16 protein-coding genes are annotated in these 17002 nt (G+C 62.4%); 9 read left to right on the top strand and 7 right to left on the bottom strand.

Annotated elements, in window-relative coordinates; translation table 11 throughout:
- Positions 1 to 34 precede the first annotated feature (34 nt).
- From AC0L3N_RS27175 to AC0L3N_RS27140, 8 genes are all read left to right on the top strand, one after another.
- The gene (locus AC0L3N_RS27175) at positions 35 to 1036 is read left to right on the top strand and encodes a sugar phosphate isomerase/epimerase family protein (protein ID WP_473550580.1); all 1002 of its coding nucleotides are present in this window, start codon (positions 35 to 37) and stop codon (positions 1034 to 1036) included.
- Positions 1033 to 1845: an SDR family NAD(P)-dependent oxidoreductase gene (locus tag AC0L3N_RS27170; protein WP_123146787.1), complete on the top strand. Its 813-nt coding sequence runs from the start codon at positions 1033 to 1035 to the stop codon at positions 1843 to 1845. Before AC0L3N_RS27175 ends, AC0L3N_RS27170 begins: the two co-directional genes overlap by 4 nt.
- A 341-nt stretch (positions 1846 to 2186) precedes the next feature.
- The gene (locus tag AC0L3N_RS27165; RefSeq protein ID WP_473550579.1) at positions 2187 to 3374 is read left to right on the top strand and encodes a magnesium transporter; all 1188 of its coding nucleotides are present in this window, start codon (positions 2187 to 2189) and stop codon (positions 3372 to 3374) included.
- 406 nt (positions 3375 to 3780) lie between these two features.
- Positions 3781 to 5055 (top strand): tetratricopeptide repeat protein, encoded by a 1275-nt coding sequence (locus tag AC0L3N_RS27160; protein WP_473550577.1) that lies wholly within the window; start codon positions 3781 to 3783, stop codon positions 5053 to 5055.
- Between the two features lie 95 nt (positions 5056 to 5150).
- Entirely contained in the window at positions 5151 to 5867 is a 717-nt protein-coding gene (locus AC0L3N_RS27155) for a FecR domain-containing protein (RefSeq protein WP_473550576.1), read from the top strand.
- Positions 5868 to 5948: 81 nt separating this feature from the next.
- A complete protein-coding gene (locus AC0L3N_RS27150; protein WP_473550574.1) occupies positions 5949 to 7805 on the top strand; it encodes a CHASE2 domain-containing protein in 1857 nt (618 codons plus the stop codon).
- A 202-nt stretch (positions 7806 to 8007) separates the two neighbouring features.
- On the top strand, positions 8008 to 8226 hold the full coding sequence (locus AC0L3N_RS27145; RefSeq protein WP_473550572.1) for a hypothetical protein: 219 nt from the start codon (positions 8008 to 8010) through the stop codon (positions 8224 to 8226).
- 79 nt (positions 8227 to 8305) lie between these two features.
- Positions 8306 to 9166 carry an alpha/beta hydrolase gene (locus AC0L3N_RS27140; protein WP_473550571.1) on the top strand — a complete coding sequence of 287 codons (861 nt, stop codon included), beginning with the start codon at positions 8306 to 8308 and terminating at the stop codon, positions 9164 to 9166.
- 62 nt (positions 9167 to 9228) lie between these two features.
- On the opposite strand, the gene AC0L3N_RS27135 is transcribed toward AC0L3N_RS27140, so the two are convergent.
- The 3 genes from AC0L3N_RS27135 to AC0L3N_RS27125 form a co-directional block, all read right to left on the bottom strand.
- The gene (locus tag AC0L3N_RS27135) at positions 9229 to 10128 is read right to left on the bottom strand and encodes a proline iminopeptidase-family hydrolase (protein WP_473550568.1); all 900 of its coding nucleotides are present in this window, start codon (positions 10126 to 10128) and stop codon (positions 9229 to 9231) included.
- Between the two features lie 293 nt (positions 10129 to 10421).
- Positions 10422 to 11318, bottom strand: a complete 897-nt coding sequence (locus tag AC0L3N_RS27130) for an arginase family protein (protein ID WP_473550567.1) — start codon at positions 11316 to 11318, stop codon at positions 10422 to 10424.
- Positions 11319 to 11629: 311 nt separating this feature from the next.
- Positions 11630 to 12574 (bottom strand): LysR family transcriptional regulator, encoded by a 945-nt coding sequence (locus AC0L3N_RS27125; protein ID WP_473550566.1) that lies wholly within the window; start codon positions 12572 to 12574, stop codon positions 11630 to 11632.
- A gap of 74 nt (positions 12575 to 12648) precedes the next feature.
- Here AC0L3N_RS27125 and AC0L3N_RS27120 point away from each other — a divergent pair, with 74 nt between their 5' ends.
- Entirely contained in the window at positions 12649 to 13137 is a 489-nt protein-coding gene (locus AC0L3N_RS27120; RefSeq protein ID WP_473550564.1) for a cupin domain-containing protein, read from the top strand.
- A gap of 17 nt (positions 13138 to 13154) precedes the next feature.
- Here the strand turns inward: AC0L3N_RS27120 and AC0L3N_RS27115 are convergent, their stop codons facing one another.
- The 4 genes from AC0L3N_RS27115 to AC0L3N_RS27100 all read right to left on the bottom strand — a co-directional run bounded on the left by AC0L3N_RS27115 (position 13155) and on the right by AC0L3N_RS27100 (position 16964).
- Positions 13155 to 14231, bottom strand: a complete 1077-nt coding sequence (locus AC0L3N_RS27115; RefSeq protein WP_473550563.1) for an ABC transporter ATP-binding protein — start codon at positions 14229 to 14231, stop codon at positions 13155 to 13157.
- The gene (locus AC0L3N_RS27110; protein WP_473550562.1) at positions 14228 to 15028 is read right to left on the bottom strand and encodes an ABC transporter permease; all 801 of its coding nucleotides are present in this window, start codon (positions 15026 to 15028) and stop codon (positions 14228 to 14230) included. Before AC0L3N_RS27110 ends, AC0L3N_RS27115 begins: the two co-directional genes overlap by 4 nt.
- A gap of 1 nt (position 15029) precedes the next feature.
- The gene (locus AC0L3N_RS27105; protein WP_473550560.1) at positions 15030 to 15890 is read right to left on the bottom strand and encodes an ABC transporter permease; all 861 of its coding nucleotides are present in this window, start codon (positions 15888 to 15890) and stop codon (positions 15030 to 15032) included.
- A 69-nt stretch (positions 15891 to 15959) separates the two neighbouring features.
- On the bottom strand, positions 15960 to 16964 hold the full coding sequence (locus AC0L3N_RS27100; protein WP_473550559.1) for an ABC transporter substrate-binding protein: 1005 nt from the start codon (positions 16962 to 16964) through the stop codon (positions 15960 to 15962).
- Positions 16965 to 17002 lie beyond the last annotated feature (38 nt).

Here is a 17002-nt window from a genome sequence, read left to right as displayed (position 1 = left end):
CGCTTCCACATCTTTCAACGGGACTGCCAAACTGATGCTTCGCCTCGGTCTCAACCCTTACGGACTGACCTACCATCTCGGCTTGCAGGGGCGCGATACGCCGCGGCACAATCCGGATGGGGCGGGGCTGGAAGGCTTCATAGCGCTTGCGCAGGAACTCGGCGCACGCACGCTCGAGATCTACGAACCATGGCTGACCGACTTGCCGGACGCCGAGGTCGTCGAACTGCGCAGGCGTCTGGCCGCGCTCGACATCGTCCCGGTGGTCAGCGGCGGTCTTATCGTGGCCGGTCCGCTGGACAACGCGTTTCGGGCTGCGCGCCTGCTCGAGGCGACAACGATCCGTATCGCACTGACCCCCGTCCTGTGCGGCGACCGCAACCTGTGGAGCCCAAAATGGAGCGAGTTCAACGCGACGATCCGCGCTGCCCTGACGGAATGGGGGCCGCGTGGGGCGGCTGAGGGCCGGGTGCTCGGCATCGAGAACCATCAGGACTTCGGCAGCGACGAACTGGTCGCGTTCTGCGAACTCGGCGGGCCGGGTGTCGGCATCACCTACGATACCGGCAATACCTTCCCTGTCGGCGAGGCACCGCTTGCCTTCACGCGGCGGATTGCACCGCACGTCCGCCATGTCCACCTCAAGGACTATCGCGTGCAGTTCACGGATGAGGGCTATCGTCTGGTCCGCTGCGCGATAGGCGACGGCGCCGTGCCTTTCGCCGAACTGGTAGCCATCCTCGCCGAGCACCATGACACGCTGACGGCCGTGCTTGAGCCAGGCGCACTGGAAGCCCGTCACGTTCGCTGTCTGACCGACGACTGGTGGAACGGATATGCGCCCAAGACTGCGCGCGAGTTCGCGGCCTGCCTGAGTGCTGCGCGGGTAAACCGCCTTGCGGACGACGCCGACTACCGGACGCCATGGGAGCGCGACGATGACGGTGCGCTGGTTTCGTATGAGCTCGACATGATCCGGCGCAGCGCCGCCAACATGAAGAAGTTCGATTTCATTGCAATGGAGAAATCAGCATGACTGCCCGAGAACTCAGCGGCCTGACTGCCTTCGTGACCGGCTCGGGACGCGGCCTCGGCCGCGTCATGGCCGACCGCCTGGCCGAACTTGGAGCAAACGTCGCGATCCATGATCTCGATTGGACTCGGCCATCACAGTATGGCGAATTCGCAGACCTCGGCGAATCCGCCAGAGGTTTGGAAAAACATGGGACACGGGTGACCGCGGTCACCGGTAACATAGGCGACAGGCAAGCCGTCGCCGAAATGAAGAGGAAGATCGAGGCGGAGCTCGGCGATGTGCATGTTCTGGTCAACTGCGCCGGCGGCGACATCGGCGCCAAGGGAGTAAAGCCCAGCCCCAACAACGCGCTCGACATCGACTATGATGACATCAAGGTTCTGACCGACAACAATCTCATCGGCACGATGCTGGTCTGCCAGGCGTTCATTCCGCCTATGGTCAAGCGCGGCTCAGGCTCGGTGATCAACATTGCCTCAGCGGCAGCGCATATCGGATGCTCGCCGGAGGTGGTCTACTCCACGCTTAAGGCGGCCGTCGTCCATTATACGCGCTGCCTCGCCAAGGAATTGATCGACGACGGCGTGCGCATCAACGCGGTGAGCCCCGGCGCCACCAAGACGGCACGGTTCCAGGCGAGCCGCGTGGTCGATCCGGAGCGCATGGATTCGAGCAAGAAGTCGCTGAACCGGTATGCCGAGCCTGAAGAGATCGCCGAAGCGGTGGCCTTCCTCGCCGGTCCGCGCGCGCGTTTCATCAACGGGCAGGTCATTCGCGTCGACGGCGGTTTCACCATCTTCCCAGGTTGAATCGCGGCCGTTCACACCGCGAACTGTCGGGCTGAGCGTACCCCAATGAGCAGGGCCACGACGGCCCATTGCCGACCTTGTCGTTGATGCGACGTGCTCGCAGAGCCCAGGAATCGACGGTGAAGTTCGGCAACACGTCAATTCTCTTGGCGACACGCTGACGTTACAGCCCGCCTGTATGCACCCACGCAATGGCTCCGATTTGTCTGGGTCGGTCTACTCGGCGCCCTGAGAAGGCGAAGATTTCCGGATCGAGGCGCTTGGGCCACCGTGCGCCTGGGCAGAGCGAACCGGTCCCGTCTATAAGCTCAGAGGCGCAACATTAGAGGTTGGGGGAACAGATGAGGGAAGAGAACGACATTCAGAAGTTGGTGCGAACGCTGCGTGTTCGAGCACCTGACGATGCGGCTGAATTGCTAGCCCGAGAGTCTCCCGAGTTCATCCGCGACGCACTAGAGTTGTTACCGGATAGGCACGCCCGGAAGGTGGCGGAGTATTTGCCATCGCAAGGGAGGCCCATCAAATCTCATACCGACGGCAAGGATCTCGCGATCCCCGAGGCCATCGTCGAGCTGATGGACCCGATCCCCGCCAGCGTTGCTGTCGGGACGACGGTAGCCGCCGCGGTGGGGGCCGTCAGACGAGCCCAGGTGCCGACCGAGTTGACTTACCTCTACATCACGGACGAGGGTGATAGACTGGTCGGCCTGGTGGTCTTGCGCGATCTGATGCTGAGCGAGGCCGACGCGACGGTGGATCAGATCATGCTGGCAAGTCCGTTCGCCCTTCACGTCGATATGCCTTTGAGCGAAGCCTGCAAGGCGGCGGTACGCCGTCACTACCCTGTCTATCCCGTGGTGGACGCGGAGAACCGGCTGCTCGGGCAGGTTCGCGGCTGGCGGCTGTTCGAGCAGCAAATCATCGAGATTTCTGCCCAGCCTGGCCAGATGGTGGGTGTCCAGAAGGAGGAGCGTTCTTTCACTCCGCTGTTTTCAGCCTTCTTGAAACGTCATCCGTGGCTGCAGCTCAACCTGCTGACGGCCTTCATAGCCGCTTTCGTGGTCGGCTCGTTCACAGGCACGATCGAGAAGATCGTCGCGTTGGCGGCGTTCCTCCCGGTGTTGGCCGGACAGAGCGGAAACACCGGCTGCCAGGCGCTGGCTATTACGCTGCGTGGCCTCGCCTTAGGGGATGTGGACAAACGACCGAAGCTGCACCTGGTGCTGAGGGAGGGAGCGCTCGGGATCGCCAACGGCTTACTCGTCGGTCTGGTGGCGGCTGCGGCCATGTGGTTCTACGCTTCACGGCAGCCGGAGTCGGCATCCCAGGCGCCCATGCTGGCACTTGTGATCCTGCTCGCAATGTCCGGATCGTGCCTCATGTCCGGAATCTCCGGCGTGCTGATCCCGTTGGGCCTGCGGCGTGTCGGCGCCGATCCGGCCGTGGCTTCGGCCATCTTCCTAACCACCGTGACCGATATCGTAGGCATGGGCCTGATGCTGGGACTGGCCACCATGCTGGTGCTGTAGTCCGTCGCGCCACTTGAGCGCCGGGCGCTGTGCTGTGCCGTGCTGGCGATCTGGCGGACCGACTGTACCGAAGACCTTCGGATGAGCCACATTTGACCCTGATGCGTCAGGCGCGGCCAGATACGTGCAGAATCGCGCAAACAATATTGATCTTGGAGGCTACGCAATCCACGGCTGATTATGATGTGTCTTAGTTGCCGTTTGTAGAGAATACTTTCTCGGATCCAGCAACGCTGAAAAGATGTTTGGCCAACCAGCGTAGGAGAAATGCGAATGAATCCGATAGTTTGTTGCGCAGCTGCAACAGCTGCTGAAGACTCGGAAGGCCGCGTGACAGTTCTGTCGCTTTTTTTCGTGGCGGCGTGCTAGATCCGCTGCACTAGTCGGGTTTGGGTGGGCTCTCGGCATGCATTCCTCGTTTTCAATGATCCTCGGCCTCGCCGCGGCGCTGCTTTGTACCGGCATATTGCCGGCCGGCGCACAAGGTCTCTATCCGGCCTATGACGATGCGTTTTCGGCCCGCATTGCCAATCCGACTGACAACGCGACGCTAGCCCAATTCGTCACGGTCGCTGTCAACGCAGGGCAGTACGATCAGGCGATTTCGTCAATCGAGCAGTATCTCATCAGATATCCTCGCGATGCGCGCGCCCGCCTCGCGGCCGGCCGGTTGTACTACAATGTCGGCTCCTATGAATTGGCCCGGCGGCAGGTGCAGTACGGCATCGAGACCGGGGACCTGTCCGCAGATGAGCAGCAGGAAGCCGTTCGCCTGCTCGCCCGCATCGAGCTCGCGTTACGTGGCGTCACCTGGGAGATCGCTCTGACTGGCGGCATGTTCAGCGCATCCACCGATTTTGAGCCGGGCGGGGCCGAAGACGACCGCACCTTCGTCTCGCCCTATGGGTGGGCGGAAGGCTTTGTCCGGCGGGACCTCGGCACGCCAAGTGCTGACGCGCTTGTCCTCTCGGGCTCGTTGGCGGCGACAGAGCGCTTTTTCACCGAAGACCTCTCGGTTCCCGGAGATGAGGAGACTTTTATCCACGGCGACGCGGCGATTACCTTGGACAAGGGACTGCCCAACAGTGGCATCGATTCGCTACGGCTGCTGCTTTCCGCGTTCGCCGTCACAGATCGCTTCGACAGCGATATCCACGAGACCGGCGTCGGTCTCAGTGGACGCTTGCTCGTGCGCCCCACGGTCGAGACGACGCTTTTCGCGGGTGGCGGCTACATCGATCTAAGCGCCTCGAAAGGCATCTTCGCCGATAGCGGGGTTTTCTATGAGGCAGGCGGCAGCTACCGCTTCCGCAATGGCCAGGCGCTCGGGCTGCGCCTAGTCGGCTCGAATGACTTCGCCTCCGGAGTTGGCGAAATCGGCCGCGGCTACATGGGAGAGGTCCGCTACGGCGGCATAGTGATGGAAGTACCGGACCTTCTCGTATGGTCTCACCAGGTCGCCTTCTCGGCCGGTCACAGCGACACGCCCGACTTGTCCATCGGTATCGGCACGAACATAGACAGCGACTTCTGGCTCATTGCCTCAGAAAGCGATTTTCAGCTCACGGAGTGGCAGAAGATCAGTGCCGACCTCGCCTATCGCGAAACCGACTTCGATATCGCTGGTCGCGACCGAAATTCGTTCGAATTGCTCGTGAGCTACACGTTGACGCTCAACTGAAGGAGGTCGCGATGAGGACCCTATATCGTCAGATCGCCACTTGTATCGCCTGCCTTGCCTTTGCGGCACCATCTGCCGCTGAAACGGTCGGGTCCATGACGGCCTATCAGACCAACATCTTCCGCAATGGCGGCGAGGCGATGTACGTCGGCGCTGGCGTCGCACTCGGCGACCAGCTGCGCAGCAATACCACCGGTCTCGGAATGCTCGTGTTCCAGGACGAGTCGAGCGCCAAGATTGGTCCGAACACCAGGCTGACGATCGATGAATTCGTCTACAATCCGGGCTCCCGGTCAGGAAAGATCGGCATCGGGATGAACAGCGGCCTGGCCCGTTTCTACGGCGGTCAGGTTTCGAAGGGCGGCGACATGCAAGTTGCGACGCCACACATGGTGCTCGGAGCCAGAGGCGGCATCATTGAAGTGCTTGTGATAGCTGGTCAGACCGTCGGCATACTGCGCGCCGGCCGCATGACCTGCATGATGAATGGTCGCAAGCTCGTGATCACAAACCCGGGCCACGCCTGCACGTCGGACAATGACAAACTGCTGACCGGCTACGGCGGTATCGACGCCTTCCCGATATTGGACAGCATCGATCGAATAGCCGGCACCGGCCTGCCAGGCGAACCGGGCCCGGGGCTGAACGTAAGCGCAATCTGTGCGTCAGCACTCGGCAATTCGCTCAAAGCCTGCAAGTCCACCGACGGCGCATTGCCCGGCGTGGCCATGGAGTTCCCTGACAGCCCAACGCCCCCTGTAGGCAGCGGGGTGGATGATGAGGATGATGACTGCTTTCCCGACTGCCGGTAAGGCCGGCCGACTGGCATGAGCCCCTCGCTTGATTGGCGGCGGGCTGCCAGGCGGAAAATACCTGGTCTTGCGGTCGTACTCTTGCTGCTCGCTTGCCATTTTGCTTTCGACGGGCCGCTGTCGCGCCTGCGCGAGCGTACGTACGACTTCTACCAGTTCCTCGCCCCGCGCGAGGCGACGAGCAATCCTGTTGTCATAGTCTCGATAGACGACGCGAGCCTTAAGGCATATGGGCGATGGCCCTGGAACCGTGGCCTTTTGGCCGATCTGGTCGATGGTGCCGCCGAGTCTGGTGCCGCGGTGATCGGGCTTGCGCTGGTGCTGCCCGAGGCTGACCTCTCTCCTGATGGCATCGCCGGAGACAAGCGCCTCGCCAGCGCGCTGGCGAAAAATCGAACGGCGCTCGCCGTCAGCCTAGGCAATGAGGCGACCGTATCAGAAGCAGAGCCCAAAGCCGGCTGGTCGATCGTTGGGCAAGTACCCGAGACGCTTCCTGGCTTCACCGGTCTGACAGGCTCGCTTCCTGATTTCTCGAGCGCCGCTGCAGGCCTCGGCGTAATTCGCACTCTGCCCGATCCCGACGGGGTATTACGCCATGTGCCGCTGCTCTGGCTCCGAAATACGGCTCAAGGCGTGCAGCTCTGGCCGTCCTTCGCGCTCGAACTCCTGCGCCTCTACGCCGGAGAGAACGGCTACGTGGCCCGGATGAATGCCACCGGCTTTGACGCGCTCAGGATGGCCGGCACCATTGTGCCACTCGAGCCGCAGGGCAGCATCCGCCTCTGGGAAACCGACACCAATACGCCGCGCATATCTGCCAGTAATATCCTCTCGGGTCGCGGCGATCCGCTGCTGCGGAACGCGATCGCCATTGTTGATCTGTCAGCCGTGGGATTGACGCAGTATCTGCCCACCCCGGCGCGTCCGGCACGACCAGGCGTGGACATCCACGCAGATGCAATCGGCCAGATGCTTGCCGGGCGGTATCTTGTAGAGCCAACCCAAGCGCGTACGCTGGAGCGGCTGTGGTTGGTCCTCAGTGGCATCGTTTTCATCGGACTTTCGGGAGTTCTCGCCCAGCGTGTCATGCTTGGCGCCCTCGCTCTGGCGCTCCTGGCTGCCACGCCCTTCGCGTTCGGCGCTCTCGAATACAGCCTGCAGGGTAAGCTCTATGACCCACTGCAGCCGGCGCTTGCGACGATCCTCGTAGCCGGCTTCGAAGGCTATGCCCTCTACAGGCGCAGCGAGCAGCGCCGGTCCACCCTGGCCCGGCAGTTTTCGCAATTTCTGTCGCCCTCCGTGGTGCAACGCCTCGCAAATTCGGATACCGAAGCGATCCTGTCCGGAGAGAAGCGCGAGATCACAATCCTGCTGAGTGACATACGCGGCTTCACGACGATGAGCGAACAACTCGATGCCCAGGAAATTGGAAAGGTAGTCAACCACTTCCTCGGCCTTGCGACCGATGAGATACTCAAGCGCGATGGGACCATCGATAAGTTCATGGGCGATGCCGTGCTAGCCTTCTGGAACGCGCCGCTTGACCAGCCAGATCATCGCGAGCGCGCGCTCGAAGCGGGGCTCGCCCTGATCGAACGGGTGAAGCGCGAAAACGCCGCGTTCACCGCGCGCGGGCACCCCCCTATCGAAATCGGCGTCGCCATCGAGACTGGCATCTGCTCCGTAGGGAATTTCGGCTCCGAACGGCGCTTCGATTACACCGCGATCGGCCCGCCGGTGAACCGCGCGGCACGGCTCGAGTCAACGACCAAAAAGCTGAGCATCCCTCTGGTGCTTGGTCCCGGATTTGCCCAAGGAGCATCGATGCCGGTTGTCCAGGCGGGCGCCTTTGAACTCCAAGGCTTCAAGGGCGAGGTGCCGGTTTTCACCGTTCCGGAGATACACCCCTCGTCGCAATCTGCCGAGGCAGTCGTGTGATGCTTGGCACCAGTTCAACTCGCTACCTCATTGGCAGCCGGCGAGCGAAAGCCAAGGGCGGCGGAAATACGATGGGCGGCCCGGGCTACCATGTCGCCCAGCTCGCTTATGCTGGTCGGTTTATGCCAACAAGGCGGATGCCCACGACTTCAGCATCAATCTGGACTCCTGGGGCGTCAACACGGGCGGAACCTCGAATCCGATGACAGCGCTGCTCGCGACGCAGAATCCGGACGCCGGTATGGGTATCGCCAATTCGGGCCGCTATTCAAATTCCGATCTCGATGCCAAACTGGCTGTGGCGAAGCGGATGCTGGACGATGCCAAGCGCGAAAAGATGCTCTCGGAACTCAGCGAGATCGTCTTCAACGACGTTGCCCTGATTCCGATGCACCACGAGGTCCTCGTCGTGGCTGCCTGAAAGGACCTTCCAGTTCACGACGCGGGCCGACCAGTATACGCTATCCATGAATGCCAAGACTGTCTGAGGAGTTGTAGACTTGACGAACATCGCCACGGGATCCGTCGCGGATCGCGGTCGCGCTACATACGATCTTGGCGCGACCGCCATCTTTGCTTCCAAATCAGACCCACGCTTCCACTATTGCCTGTATGTACCGCCCGCGGTTGGGGAAGGCGCCCAAGTCGACCTGCTGGTGGCCGTCCATGGTACTGGCCGCACCTCGTTCCTGGGTTTCCGCGACGCGTTCGCCGAGTTCGGACGCTGGAACGACTGCGCCATTTTGTGCCCGCTATTTCCAATCGGCGTTCTCGGCGATGATGCCCGCAGCGGGTACAAATACATGATCGAGGGCGACATCCGCTACGATCAGGTGCTGCTCGCCATAGTCGAGGAAGTCGTCGCCAAATACCGTCAGGACTGGACCCGCTTTGCCATGTTTGGATTTTCCGGCGGCGGGCAATTCACCCATCGCTTCGCCATCGTCCATCCCGACAGGCTATGGGCGGCTTCGATCGGCGCGCCGGGCTCAGTGACCTTGCTCGATCCCGCGCGGGATTGGTGGGTGGGCATTCGCGACCTGCCGGAGAAGTTCGGCATCACCTTCGATGCCGCCGCGCTGGCAAAAGTGCCTGTCCAGATGATCGTCGGCGATGCCGACCTGGAGACCTGGGAAATCACCCATATCCAGGGCAGCACCCATTGGATGCCGGGCGCCAACGATGCAGGACAAACGAGGCCGGAACGCCTCGGGACGTTGTGTCGATCGTTCGAGGAAGCAGGTGTGCGCGTGCGCTTTGATTTGCTGCCCGGGGTAGCCCACGAACGGGACGCGGTTCTCGATCCGGTCAAGGATTTCCTGGCCCAGGCGCTCAAGGAACGACGGAACGCATCAGGATAAATGCAAGGCCAAGCCCTGCACGATAAGCTTGTGCAAAGATAGGCTGCTGTGGAGCGCGGACCTCAATCGTATTTGGCCACGAAACGTCCAACGGCGGCGAGGCAATCGTCCTTCTCCTCGACATGCGGCATGTGGCTGGAATTCGGAAAGACCATGCCTTCGACGTCGGGAATATGATCGAGAAAGGGCTGGACGCACGCCTCGGTCGCTTCGTCGTAAAATCCGCGGAACGCCAGGGTTGGCGCCTCGATCAGATGCAGGCGCTCGACGATGGTCCAGTTCCGCATGGTGCCGATGACGTGGAATTCATTGGGTCCGTTCATGGTGTGATAAACCGTCGGATCCTCGTCGATTGCCGCGAATGTCCGGGCGACTTCCGGCGGCGTCGGAAGGACACGGCAGACGTGGCGGTCATAGAAGGCCTTGGTTGCCGCAACATAGTCCGGGTGATCGGTGGTTCCGGCTGCCTCGTGCCGGTCAAGCGCACTTTGCACATCGGCCGGCAGCCCGGCGCGCAATTGCAGCGCGCCTTCCACCCATAGCGCCATTGAGGCCAGCGAGTTTGCTAGGATCAATGCCTTGAGCCCGGCGGGGCGTCGCACGGCATGTTCAGCCGAGAGTATGCCGCCCCAGGATTGGCCGAGCAGGGCGTAACGGTCGGCTACGCCAATGTGAGTGAGCAGCGCATCGAGTTCGCCCAGGAAGAAATCGACGGTCCAGAAGTCGCCGCCCTTGTCGGGGAGATGGGTCGATTTACCGTTGCCGATCTGATCGTAATGGATGACGGCCCGCCCGGTATCGGCCAACTCCTTGAACGAATCGACATAGTCATGGGTGCAACCCGGCCCGCCGTGAGCGACGACCAAAGGCAGCTTGCCCGAGTTGAGATCTCCGATTACGCGATACCAGGTGCGGTAATCCCTGTAGTCGCTAAATCCTTCGGTGGTCGCATGTGCCGTCACAGTTCCAAGCTCCGCGTCATGGCGCGGCAGGAACCATAGTGACGGACCCTCCCAAGCCTTGTTTGCGGCCGACGGTACTAAGCGGCCCGGCGCATTTACAGCTAGCACTATTTATAGGTTTGCCCTGGCGGGGGCCGGTGGCCCTCAGGCGGAGAGCCTCAATGCTCCGGCTCGAAACGATCGCCAGGTTGCCATCATCCAGGCGGCGGATAAGGCGCGGGGTTCTCGTTCGGCGGACAGGTGGTTGCATGTGACGCTTCAACGCCACCCGATAGCCGCCAGCTCCCGTCCGCCTAAGCGGGCGCGGCTGTACCGAGGGCTGCGGCCAGGACATCAGCAAGGCCACGGCCGGCGCTGCCGTCCTCGTCAAGACGCGGATTGTAGATGGTGACCTCGAGTCCAACCGCCTTTCCGCTCGCCAGGATGATCCGGAGCGCCGCCGACAGCTCGTCCCACGACAGCCCGCCCGGTACGCGGAAATCGACCGCCGGCATGATCGCATCGTCGAGACAATCGGCGTCGAGATGGATGAAGAAGCCGTCGAGTTCCGCCCGCGTCAGGTGGCCAACGGCCGCCCGGGCGGCGGCTTCGACGCCCAGGCGGCGGATGGCGTGGAGATCGTCGGCCATGATCTCCGCTGACAAAGGCTGGCTGCCGAATTTGGCCTGGTCCTCGTGGTCGCGAAACGCGAAGGCGACAGCGTCCTCGGAGCGAACCAACGGGCGGCGGCCCTCCAGGTCGGTCAGCAGCTCCGGCCCGTAGCCGGTGACGAAGGCCAGGTCCATCGACGCGCCTTCGCTGTTGGGCTCCGCTTCCGGCTGGAAGAAGTCGGCGTGGCCGTCAATGAAGAACAGGCCGTATCGACCGCGCCGGCGCAGCGCGAGCATCGGACCCAGCAAGATCGTACAGTCGCCGCCCAGCACCACCGGGAATTCGCCCGCGTCCAGCACCTCCTCCACGGCGTCGGCGAGCTTGGGCGACCACGCCGCGATCGCGTTGTCATTCAGCGTCAGGGTGGCAGGGTCGGGCTTCGGGTCTTTCGGCGGGACGGCCAGCCGCCCGGCGCGGCGCGCATGGATGCGTTCGGCGAGGCCCAGTTCCAGCAGCCGACCGGGCAAGCCCTCCACGCCGTCGGTCGCCAGACCCAGTGCGGACGGCGCTTCAAGGATGGCATAGGGGCGGGTCGGCATCAGATACTCCAGCTATCGCGAGTAAGAACCGGCGCAACCGGGCGGTCGTCGCTACTGAAGGCTGCGCGGCTGCCGGTTTGACGGCCCCATAAGCGACGCTTTTGAGCAAAAAACTCGCCTTGCAGCCGACGTAGCCTCACTACGTGGGCGAAACCGAGGAAATTTCAAGCCGCCCAAATCCCGTGTTGAAGTCAAGATCGCACGTTTTCTGACCGATGGGAGACGGTTCTTGAGCGCATTCAGAGAGAAAGTTGCCAAAGCTGGATCAATGGATTGCCGTAGCTCAAAAACGATCCAAAACGGCGCTCCTCTCAAAGGCCTTCGTCCCAATACGGCGTACGCCCGATGCGTCGCGCAAGGTGGTCGACGAAGGCACGGACCTTCATCGACATGAGCCTGTTGCTGGGATAGACGGCATAAATCGTGCTGGCTGGAGGCTCCCAGGCATCAAGCACGCGTCGCAGCGCGCCGGTGCGCAGTGGCTCCGCTACCGCCCACGTGGGCAATAGGGCAATGCCGATGCCGTCGAGCGCCGCGACGCGCAGCATCTCCGCATTATTGCTGCGAAAGCTGCCGCCCACGGCCACGCGCGCCTCGCCAATTTTGCCGGCAAGGCGCCATTCATCGCCCCAAGGCAGGAGGCTTGTGCAGAGGCAGTTGTGCTTTGCAAGGTCGCCCGGCTCGCGCGGCATGCCATGCTTGTCGAGATAGGCGGGCGCAGCACAGGCGACGAGCCGGGATGGCGCGAGCTTGCGCACGACAAGCGGCGAATCCTGGAGCACGCCGATGCGGATCGCCAGATCGAGCCCCTCATCGACCAGACTCACATGCGCCGGGCTCAAAGCAATATCGACGGAAAGTTCCGGATAGCGCCTCAGGAACTCCGGGACGGCCGGCGCCACATGCATCCAGCCGAAGCTGTCGGGCGCTGATATGCGGAGCGTGCCGCGCGGTTCGCGCTGCAGCGCGCTCGCTTCTTGTTCCGCCGCTTCAGCTTCGGCGAGAATCCGGGTGCAGTGGCGGTAGTAGGCTGCGCCCGCTTCGGTCATAGAGAGCCGACGCGTGGTGCGGTTGAGGAGGCGAATGCCCAGGCGCTGTTCGAGCCGCTGCACATGGGCGCTGACAGCGGATTTGGAGATTCCGAGCCGATCTGCCGCAGCCGAGAAGCTGCCGCTGTCCACGACGCGAGCGAACGCCGCGATGCCGTCGAGCGGGTCCATCATCGAATTGTCCTGAAATCCGGACAGCATGTCCATACAATTCCGGCTAATCAAAGGGCGAGAACGGCCTATCTCTTGGTGAGCGACCCGAACCACGAAAGAGATCGACGATGGATGCCAACATTACAGCGGCCGATTCGTTCGTTCGCGAGCCGGCGGCCCGGTCGACGCTCAACGTTCTGGGCGTCACCCATATCTACAAAGCCACCGGCGCCGAAACCGCGGGGTCCTTCTCGCTTTGGGAGTCCGTGGTTCCGCCGGGCGCGCGAGTACCACCGCACACCCATGCCCGTGAGGATGAAGCCTTCTATGTGCTGAGCGGCGAACTCGTCATCGAATTCGAGGGCGACTCCGCGCCACATCGCGTTGCGCCCGGCGGCTTCTTCTTCGGCGCACGCGGCCGGCGCCATGCCATCCGCAATGTCGCCGACAAGCCAGCTTGCGTACTCGTCTTCTGCGCGCCAAGTTGCGGCCTTGATCAGATGTTTGCGGAATTGGATGCCGCGACCGCCGCCGGCATGCCGGAGATGGCAAAGCTCGTGGCCATCGCCGCCAAATACGGCGTCACCATCGAGCCGCCGGCTGATCCGCCGCGCTGAGGTCAAACTGTCGTCTGTCAGGCCGGAAACAGAAATGCGGCGGCGGGATCGAAAAAAATCTGTCTGCTCGAGGCGATGCCTTCATGTGCTTGCGCCACATCGGATGTCGGCCTGACGTCGATCTCCTGGCCGGCGGCCGTGCGCGCGATAACGCGCCGCCGCTCGCCGAAGAAGGCTGTGTCGATGAATTCGACCGCAAGCCCGGCAGTGGCCGGGCCGGGTCTCAGTCGAAACGCTTCCGGCCGCACCATCAGCCTGGTCTTCTGGCCATGGCTGAATTGCTGATCGATCCTGACGCCGGAGACGACCGAGCCATCGGCCAGGCGGATCGTGGCGGAGCCGTTGACGGTTTCAAGATGCTCGGCCGGCAGGAAATTGGAATTTCCGATGAAGCTGGCCACGAATTCGCTCGCAGGTCTCAGATAGAGGTCCTCACCGGTACCGATCTGCTCGATGCGCCCGTCCCGAAACAGCGCGATGCGATCGGAAAGATGCAGGGCTTCGTCCTGATCATGGGTGACGTACAGGATCGTTACGCCGGTTTCGCGGTGGATGCGCCGTATCTCGGCCTGGATCTCCTCGCGCAGCTTCTTGTCGAGCGCCGAAAGCGGCTCGTCCATCAGAAGGATCGGCGGATCGTAGGCGAGCGCCCGGGCAAGCGCCACGCGCTGCTGCTGTCCGCCGGATAGCGCGCCAGGATATCGGCCGCCGAAACTCTCGAGCCGCACCAGCGACAGCATCTCGGCGACTTTTCGTTTCACCTCGGCGTCCGGCCGGCGGCGCACGCGCAACGGAAAGGCAATGTTCTCAGCGACGGTGAGATGCTGGAACAGCGTGTAGCGCTGAAACACCATGCCGATATTGCGCTTGTGCGACGGCACCGACAGCAGCGACCTGCCTTCGAGAAGAACGTCGCCGGATGTCGGATGCTGAAAGCCGGCGACCGCGTAGAGCGTCGTCGATTTGCCGGAGCCGGAAGGGCCGAGAAAGGTCAGGAATTCGCCCTTGGGTATATCGATCGTGACATCGTGCACGGCGACGAAGCTGCCGAATGTCTTGCGCAGGTAGCGAATGGAGAGAAACGGTTCGGTCATTTCGACAGTTTCCGCCGAATGAGTGCGGTTACGATCATCAGGCTCAGCGTCAGAAGAACGAGAAGACTGGATGCCGCGGCGATGACCGGGCTGAGATCCTGGCGCAGGCTGCCCCAGATCTTGACCGGCAAGGTCTGCAAGGTGGGGCTGGCCATGAAGATCGCGACCACCACCTCGTCCCATGAGGCGAGAAAGGCAAAGATCGCCGCCGAAAAAATCCCGATCTTGATCGCCGGCAAGGTGACCCGGAGTTTTGCCTCGAATGGGCTTGCGCCGCAGACGATCGCCGCATCCTCGATGGATTTGTCAAAACCTTCGAGTGCCGCGGTGATGGGAATGATGGCGAAGGGGAGTGCCAGGACTGTGTGGGCGATGACGAAACCTGCCGTGGTGCCGCCGAGCCCGATCCGCAGGAAGAATGCATAGATGGCGATGGCAAAGACGACGACCGGCAGCACCATTGGCGTCAGCAGCAGGCCGCGAAGCGTGTTGCGCCCGCGAAACTGTCCCCTGACCAGGGCGAAAGAAGCCAGGAGCCCGATGACGACGGCAAGAATCGCGGCCATGGTGGCAATGCGCGCGCTGATCAGCGCCGCTTCGAGCCAGGCCGGATCGGCGAAGAGCTCCTCATACCATTTCAGCGTCCAGCCGGGCGGCGGAAAAGCCAGCCACCGCGACGATCCGAACGACAGCAGCACGATGAAGACTACCGGCAGCAGCAGAAACGCGGCAACCAGGCCGGTGAAACCCAGAAGTGCTGCGCGCAGCCAGCCCAGCCGGTCGTAGTCGAGCAGCATCTCAGATGCCTCCTGTCATGCGCTTGGCGCCGACGAGGCGCAGTTGCAGCGCGTAGAGTGCCATGGTGACCAAAAGCAGGATGAAAGCCGCCGCGCTTCCGAGCCCCCAGTTGAGCAAGGACTGGATCATCTGGGCGATCATTGCGGCGAGCATCATGTTGGAGGTGCCGCCGAGCAGCGTGGGCGTCACGAAATAGCCGAGCGACATGACGAAAACCATCAGGCCGCCTGCAGCGATTCCGGGAAGCGACAATGGCAGCAGAATGCGGCGGAAGGCGTCGAAGGGGCTCGCACCGCACAGAGCGGCGGCGCGCAGCGTCATCGGATCAATGGCGCGCAGGGTTCCGACCAGCGGCAGTATCATGAAGGGCAGCATGATGTAGACCATGCCGATGGTGACGCCGGTCAGGTTGTTGATCAGCGGCAGCGGCTCGCTGATCAGGCCAATATCCATCAGCGTCCGGTTGATGACGCCGGTGCGTTGAAGCAGCACCATCCAGGCATAGGTGCGGGTGAGCAGATTGGTCCACATCGACAGGATGATGATGCCGAAGACGATCGAGCCGAGGGCAGGCGGCATGATCGCCAGCATCCAGGCGACTGGAAACGCCACGATGACGGTGACGGCGGTGACGACGGTGGCGACCAGAAATGTGTTGAGGAAGACCCGCGCGTAGGTGCCGTCGCCAAACAGGGTGGCGTAGTTCTGCAGGCCCGGTACGGGTTCGGTCACGCTGCGCAACAGCAACGCGACGACCGGCACCACGAAGAACAGGGTGATGAGGGTCAGCGCCGGCAAGGCGCCGCCGACGCCGTCTGGCCTTCGGAGGATTGGCTGTCGATGAAGCAAATTGCCCGACATGGCGATGATCCCGGCAGCTCAGGCGGGACGCCTAGCGGCGCCCCGCCGGTTCATGGGTGAGGTCGGCGGCTATTTGGCCTGCCAGGCGTACCAACGCTCCGCGATCGCGTCGCGGTTTTCAGCCCAGTAGTTCATGTCGAGGTTGATCTGCCCGTCGACATAGGCGTCCGGCAGCGACTTGACGACATCGGTCGGCATTTCGGCCTTGGCTGCCGTGTTGATGGGTGCGTAGCCGCTTGCTTCAGCAAACATTGCCTGGCTTTTCGCGCTTGTCGCCGTGGCCAGGAATTTCATGGCGCTCGCCTTGTTCTTCGAACCCTTGGGGATGACGAGTACGTCGGCGGCAGTCATGTTCTGTTTCCAGGATGCCCCGACATCGGCGCCGTCCTGCTCGAGGGCGAAGACACGTCCGTTCCAGAGCTGTCCGAGGGCCGCTTCACCGGAGGCGATCAGCTGTTGCGACTGCGCGCCGCTGTCCCACCAGACGATTTCCGACTTGATCGTGTCGAGCTTCTTGAACGCCCGGTCGAGGTCGAGCGGATAGAGCTTGTCTGCCGGCACGCCGTCGGCCAAAAGCGCGATCTCGATGACGCCTGGCGCCGACCATTTGTAGAACGTGCGCTTGCCGGGAAATTTCGTCAGGTCGAACATGTCGGCCCAGCCGGTTGGCTCGCCCGACACCGCCCCTTTGTTCCAGGCAAGAACGAAGGAGAAGTAGAAGCTGCCGACCGCATGCTCGGTGGTGAAGCGAGGATCGAGATCGGCTTTCGGCACGACGTTGAAATCGATCGGCTCCAGCAGGCCGTCTTTGGCCGCTTTGATGGCGAAATCCATTTCGACATCGACGACATCCCAGGCGACGCTGCCGCCTTCCACCATGGCCTTCAGCTTGCCGTAGTCGGTCGGGCCGTCCTGCAGGACCTTGATGCCGGAACTGGCTTCGAACGGAGCAGCCCAGGATTTGGTCTGCGCCTCCTGGGTGGTTCCGCCCCAGCTGGTGAACACCATTTCATCGGCCCGTGCGGCGGTGGCTGCCAAGAGTCCGGCCAAAATGCTGGTCAAAATCAGTTTCATGTCATTCTCCTCTGTTGGTTGCTTGGTTTCTTGTTTTT

This window comes from Mesorhizobium sp. WSM4807 (genome assembly GCF_055811615.1).
Note: the sequence above shows the minus strand (reverse complement) of the source record. Positions and strands in the feature narration are given on the sequence as shown.

Bases quoted from the DNA above. Each gene is read 5' to 3' on its own strand.
- AC0L3N_RS27175 (WP_473550580.1), top strand. From the start codon at position 35: ATGCTTCGCCTCGGTCTCAACCCTTACGGACTGACCTACCATCTCGGC.
- AC0L3N_RS27170 (WP_123146787.1), top strand. From the start codon at position 1,033: ATGACTGCCCGAGAACTCAGCGGCCTGACTGCCTTCGTGACCGGCTCG.
- AC0L3N_RS27165 (WP_473550579.1), top strand. From the start codon at position 2,187: ATGAGGGAAGAGAACGACATTCAGAAGTTGGTGCGAACGCTGCGTGTT.
- AC0L3N_RS27160 (WP_473550577.1), top strand. From the start codon at position 3,781: ATGCATTCCTCGTTTTCAATGATCCTCGGCCTCGCCGCGGCGCTGCTT.
- AC0L3N_RS27155 (WP_473550576.1), top strand. From the start codon at position 5,151: ATGACGGCCTATCAGACCAACATCTTCCGCAATGGCGGCGAGGCGATG.
- AC0L3N_RS27145 (WP_473550572.1), top strand. From the start codon at position 8,008: ATGACAGCGCTGCTCGCGACGCAGAATCCGGACGCCGGTATGGGTATC.
- AC0L3N_RS27130 (WP_473550567.1), bottom strand. From the start codon at position 11,318: ATGCCGACCCGCCCCTATGCCATCCTTGAAGCGCCGTCCGCACTGGGT.
- AC0L3N_RS27125 (WP_473550566.1), bottom strand. From the start codon at position 12,574: ATGGACATGCTGTCCGGATTTCAGGACAATTCGATGATGGACCCGCTC.
- AC0L3N_RS27120 (WP_473550564.1), top strand. From the start codon at position 12,649: ATGGATGCCAACATTACAGCGGCCGATTCGTTCGTTCGCGAGCCGGCG.
- AC0L3N_RS27115 (WP_473550563.1), bottom strand. From the start codon at position 14,231: ATGACCGAACCGTTTCTCTCCATTCGCTACCTGCGCAAGACATTCGGC.
- AC0L3N_RS27110 (WP_473550562.1), bottom strand. From the start codon at position 15,028: ATGCTGCTCGACTACGACCGGCTGGGCTGGCTGCGCGCAGCACTTCTG.
- AC0L3N_RS27105 (WP_473550560.1), bottom strand. From the start codon at position 15,890: ATGTCGGGCAATTTGCTTCATCGACAGCCAATCCTCCGAAGGCCAGAC.
- AC0L3N_RS27100 (WP_473550559.1), bottom strand. From the start codon at position 16,964: ATGAAACTGATTTTGACCAGCATTTTGGCCGGACTCTTGGCAGCCACC.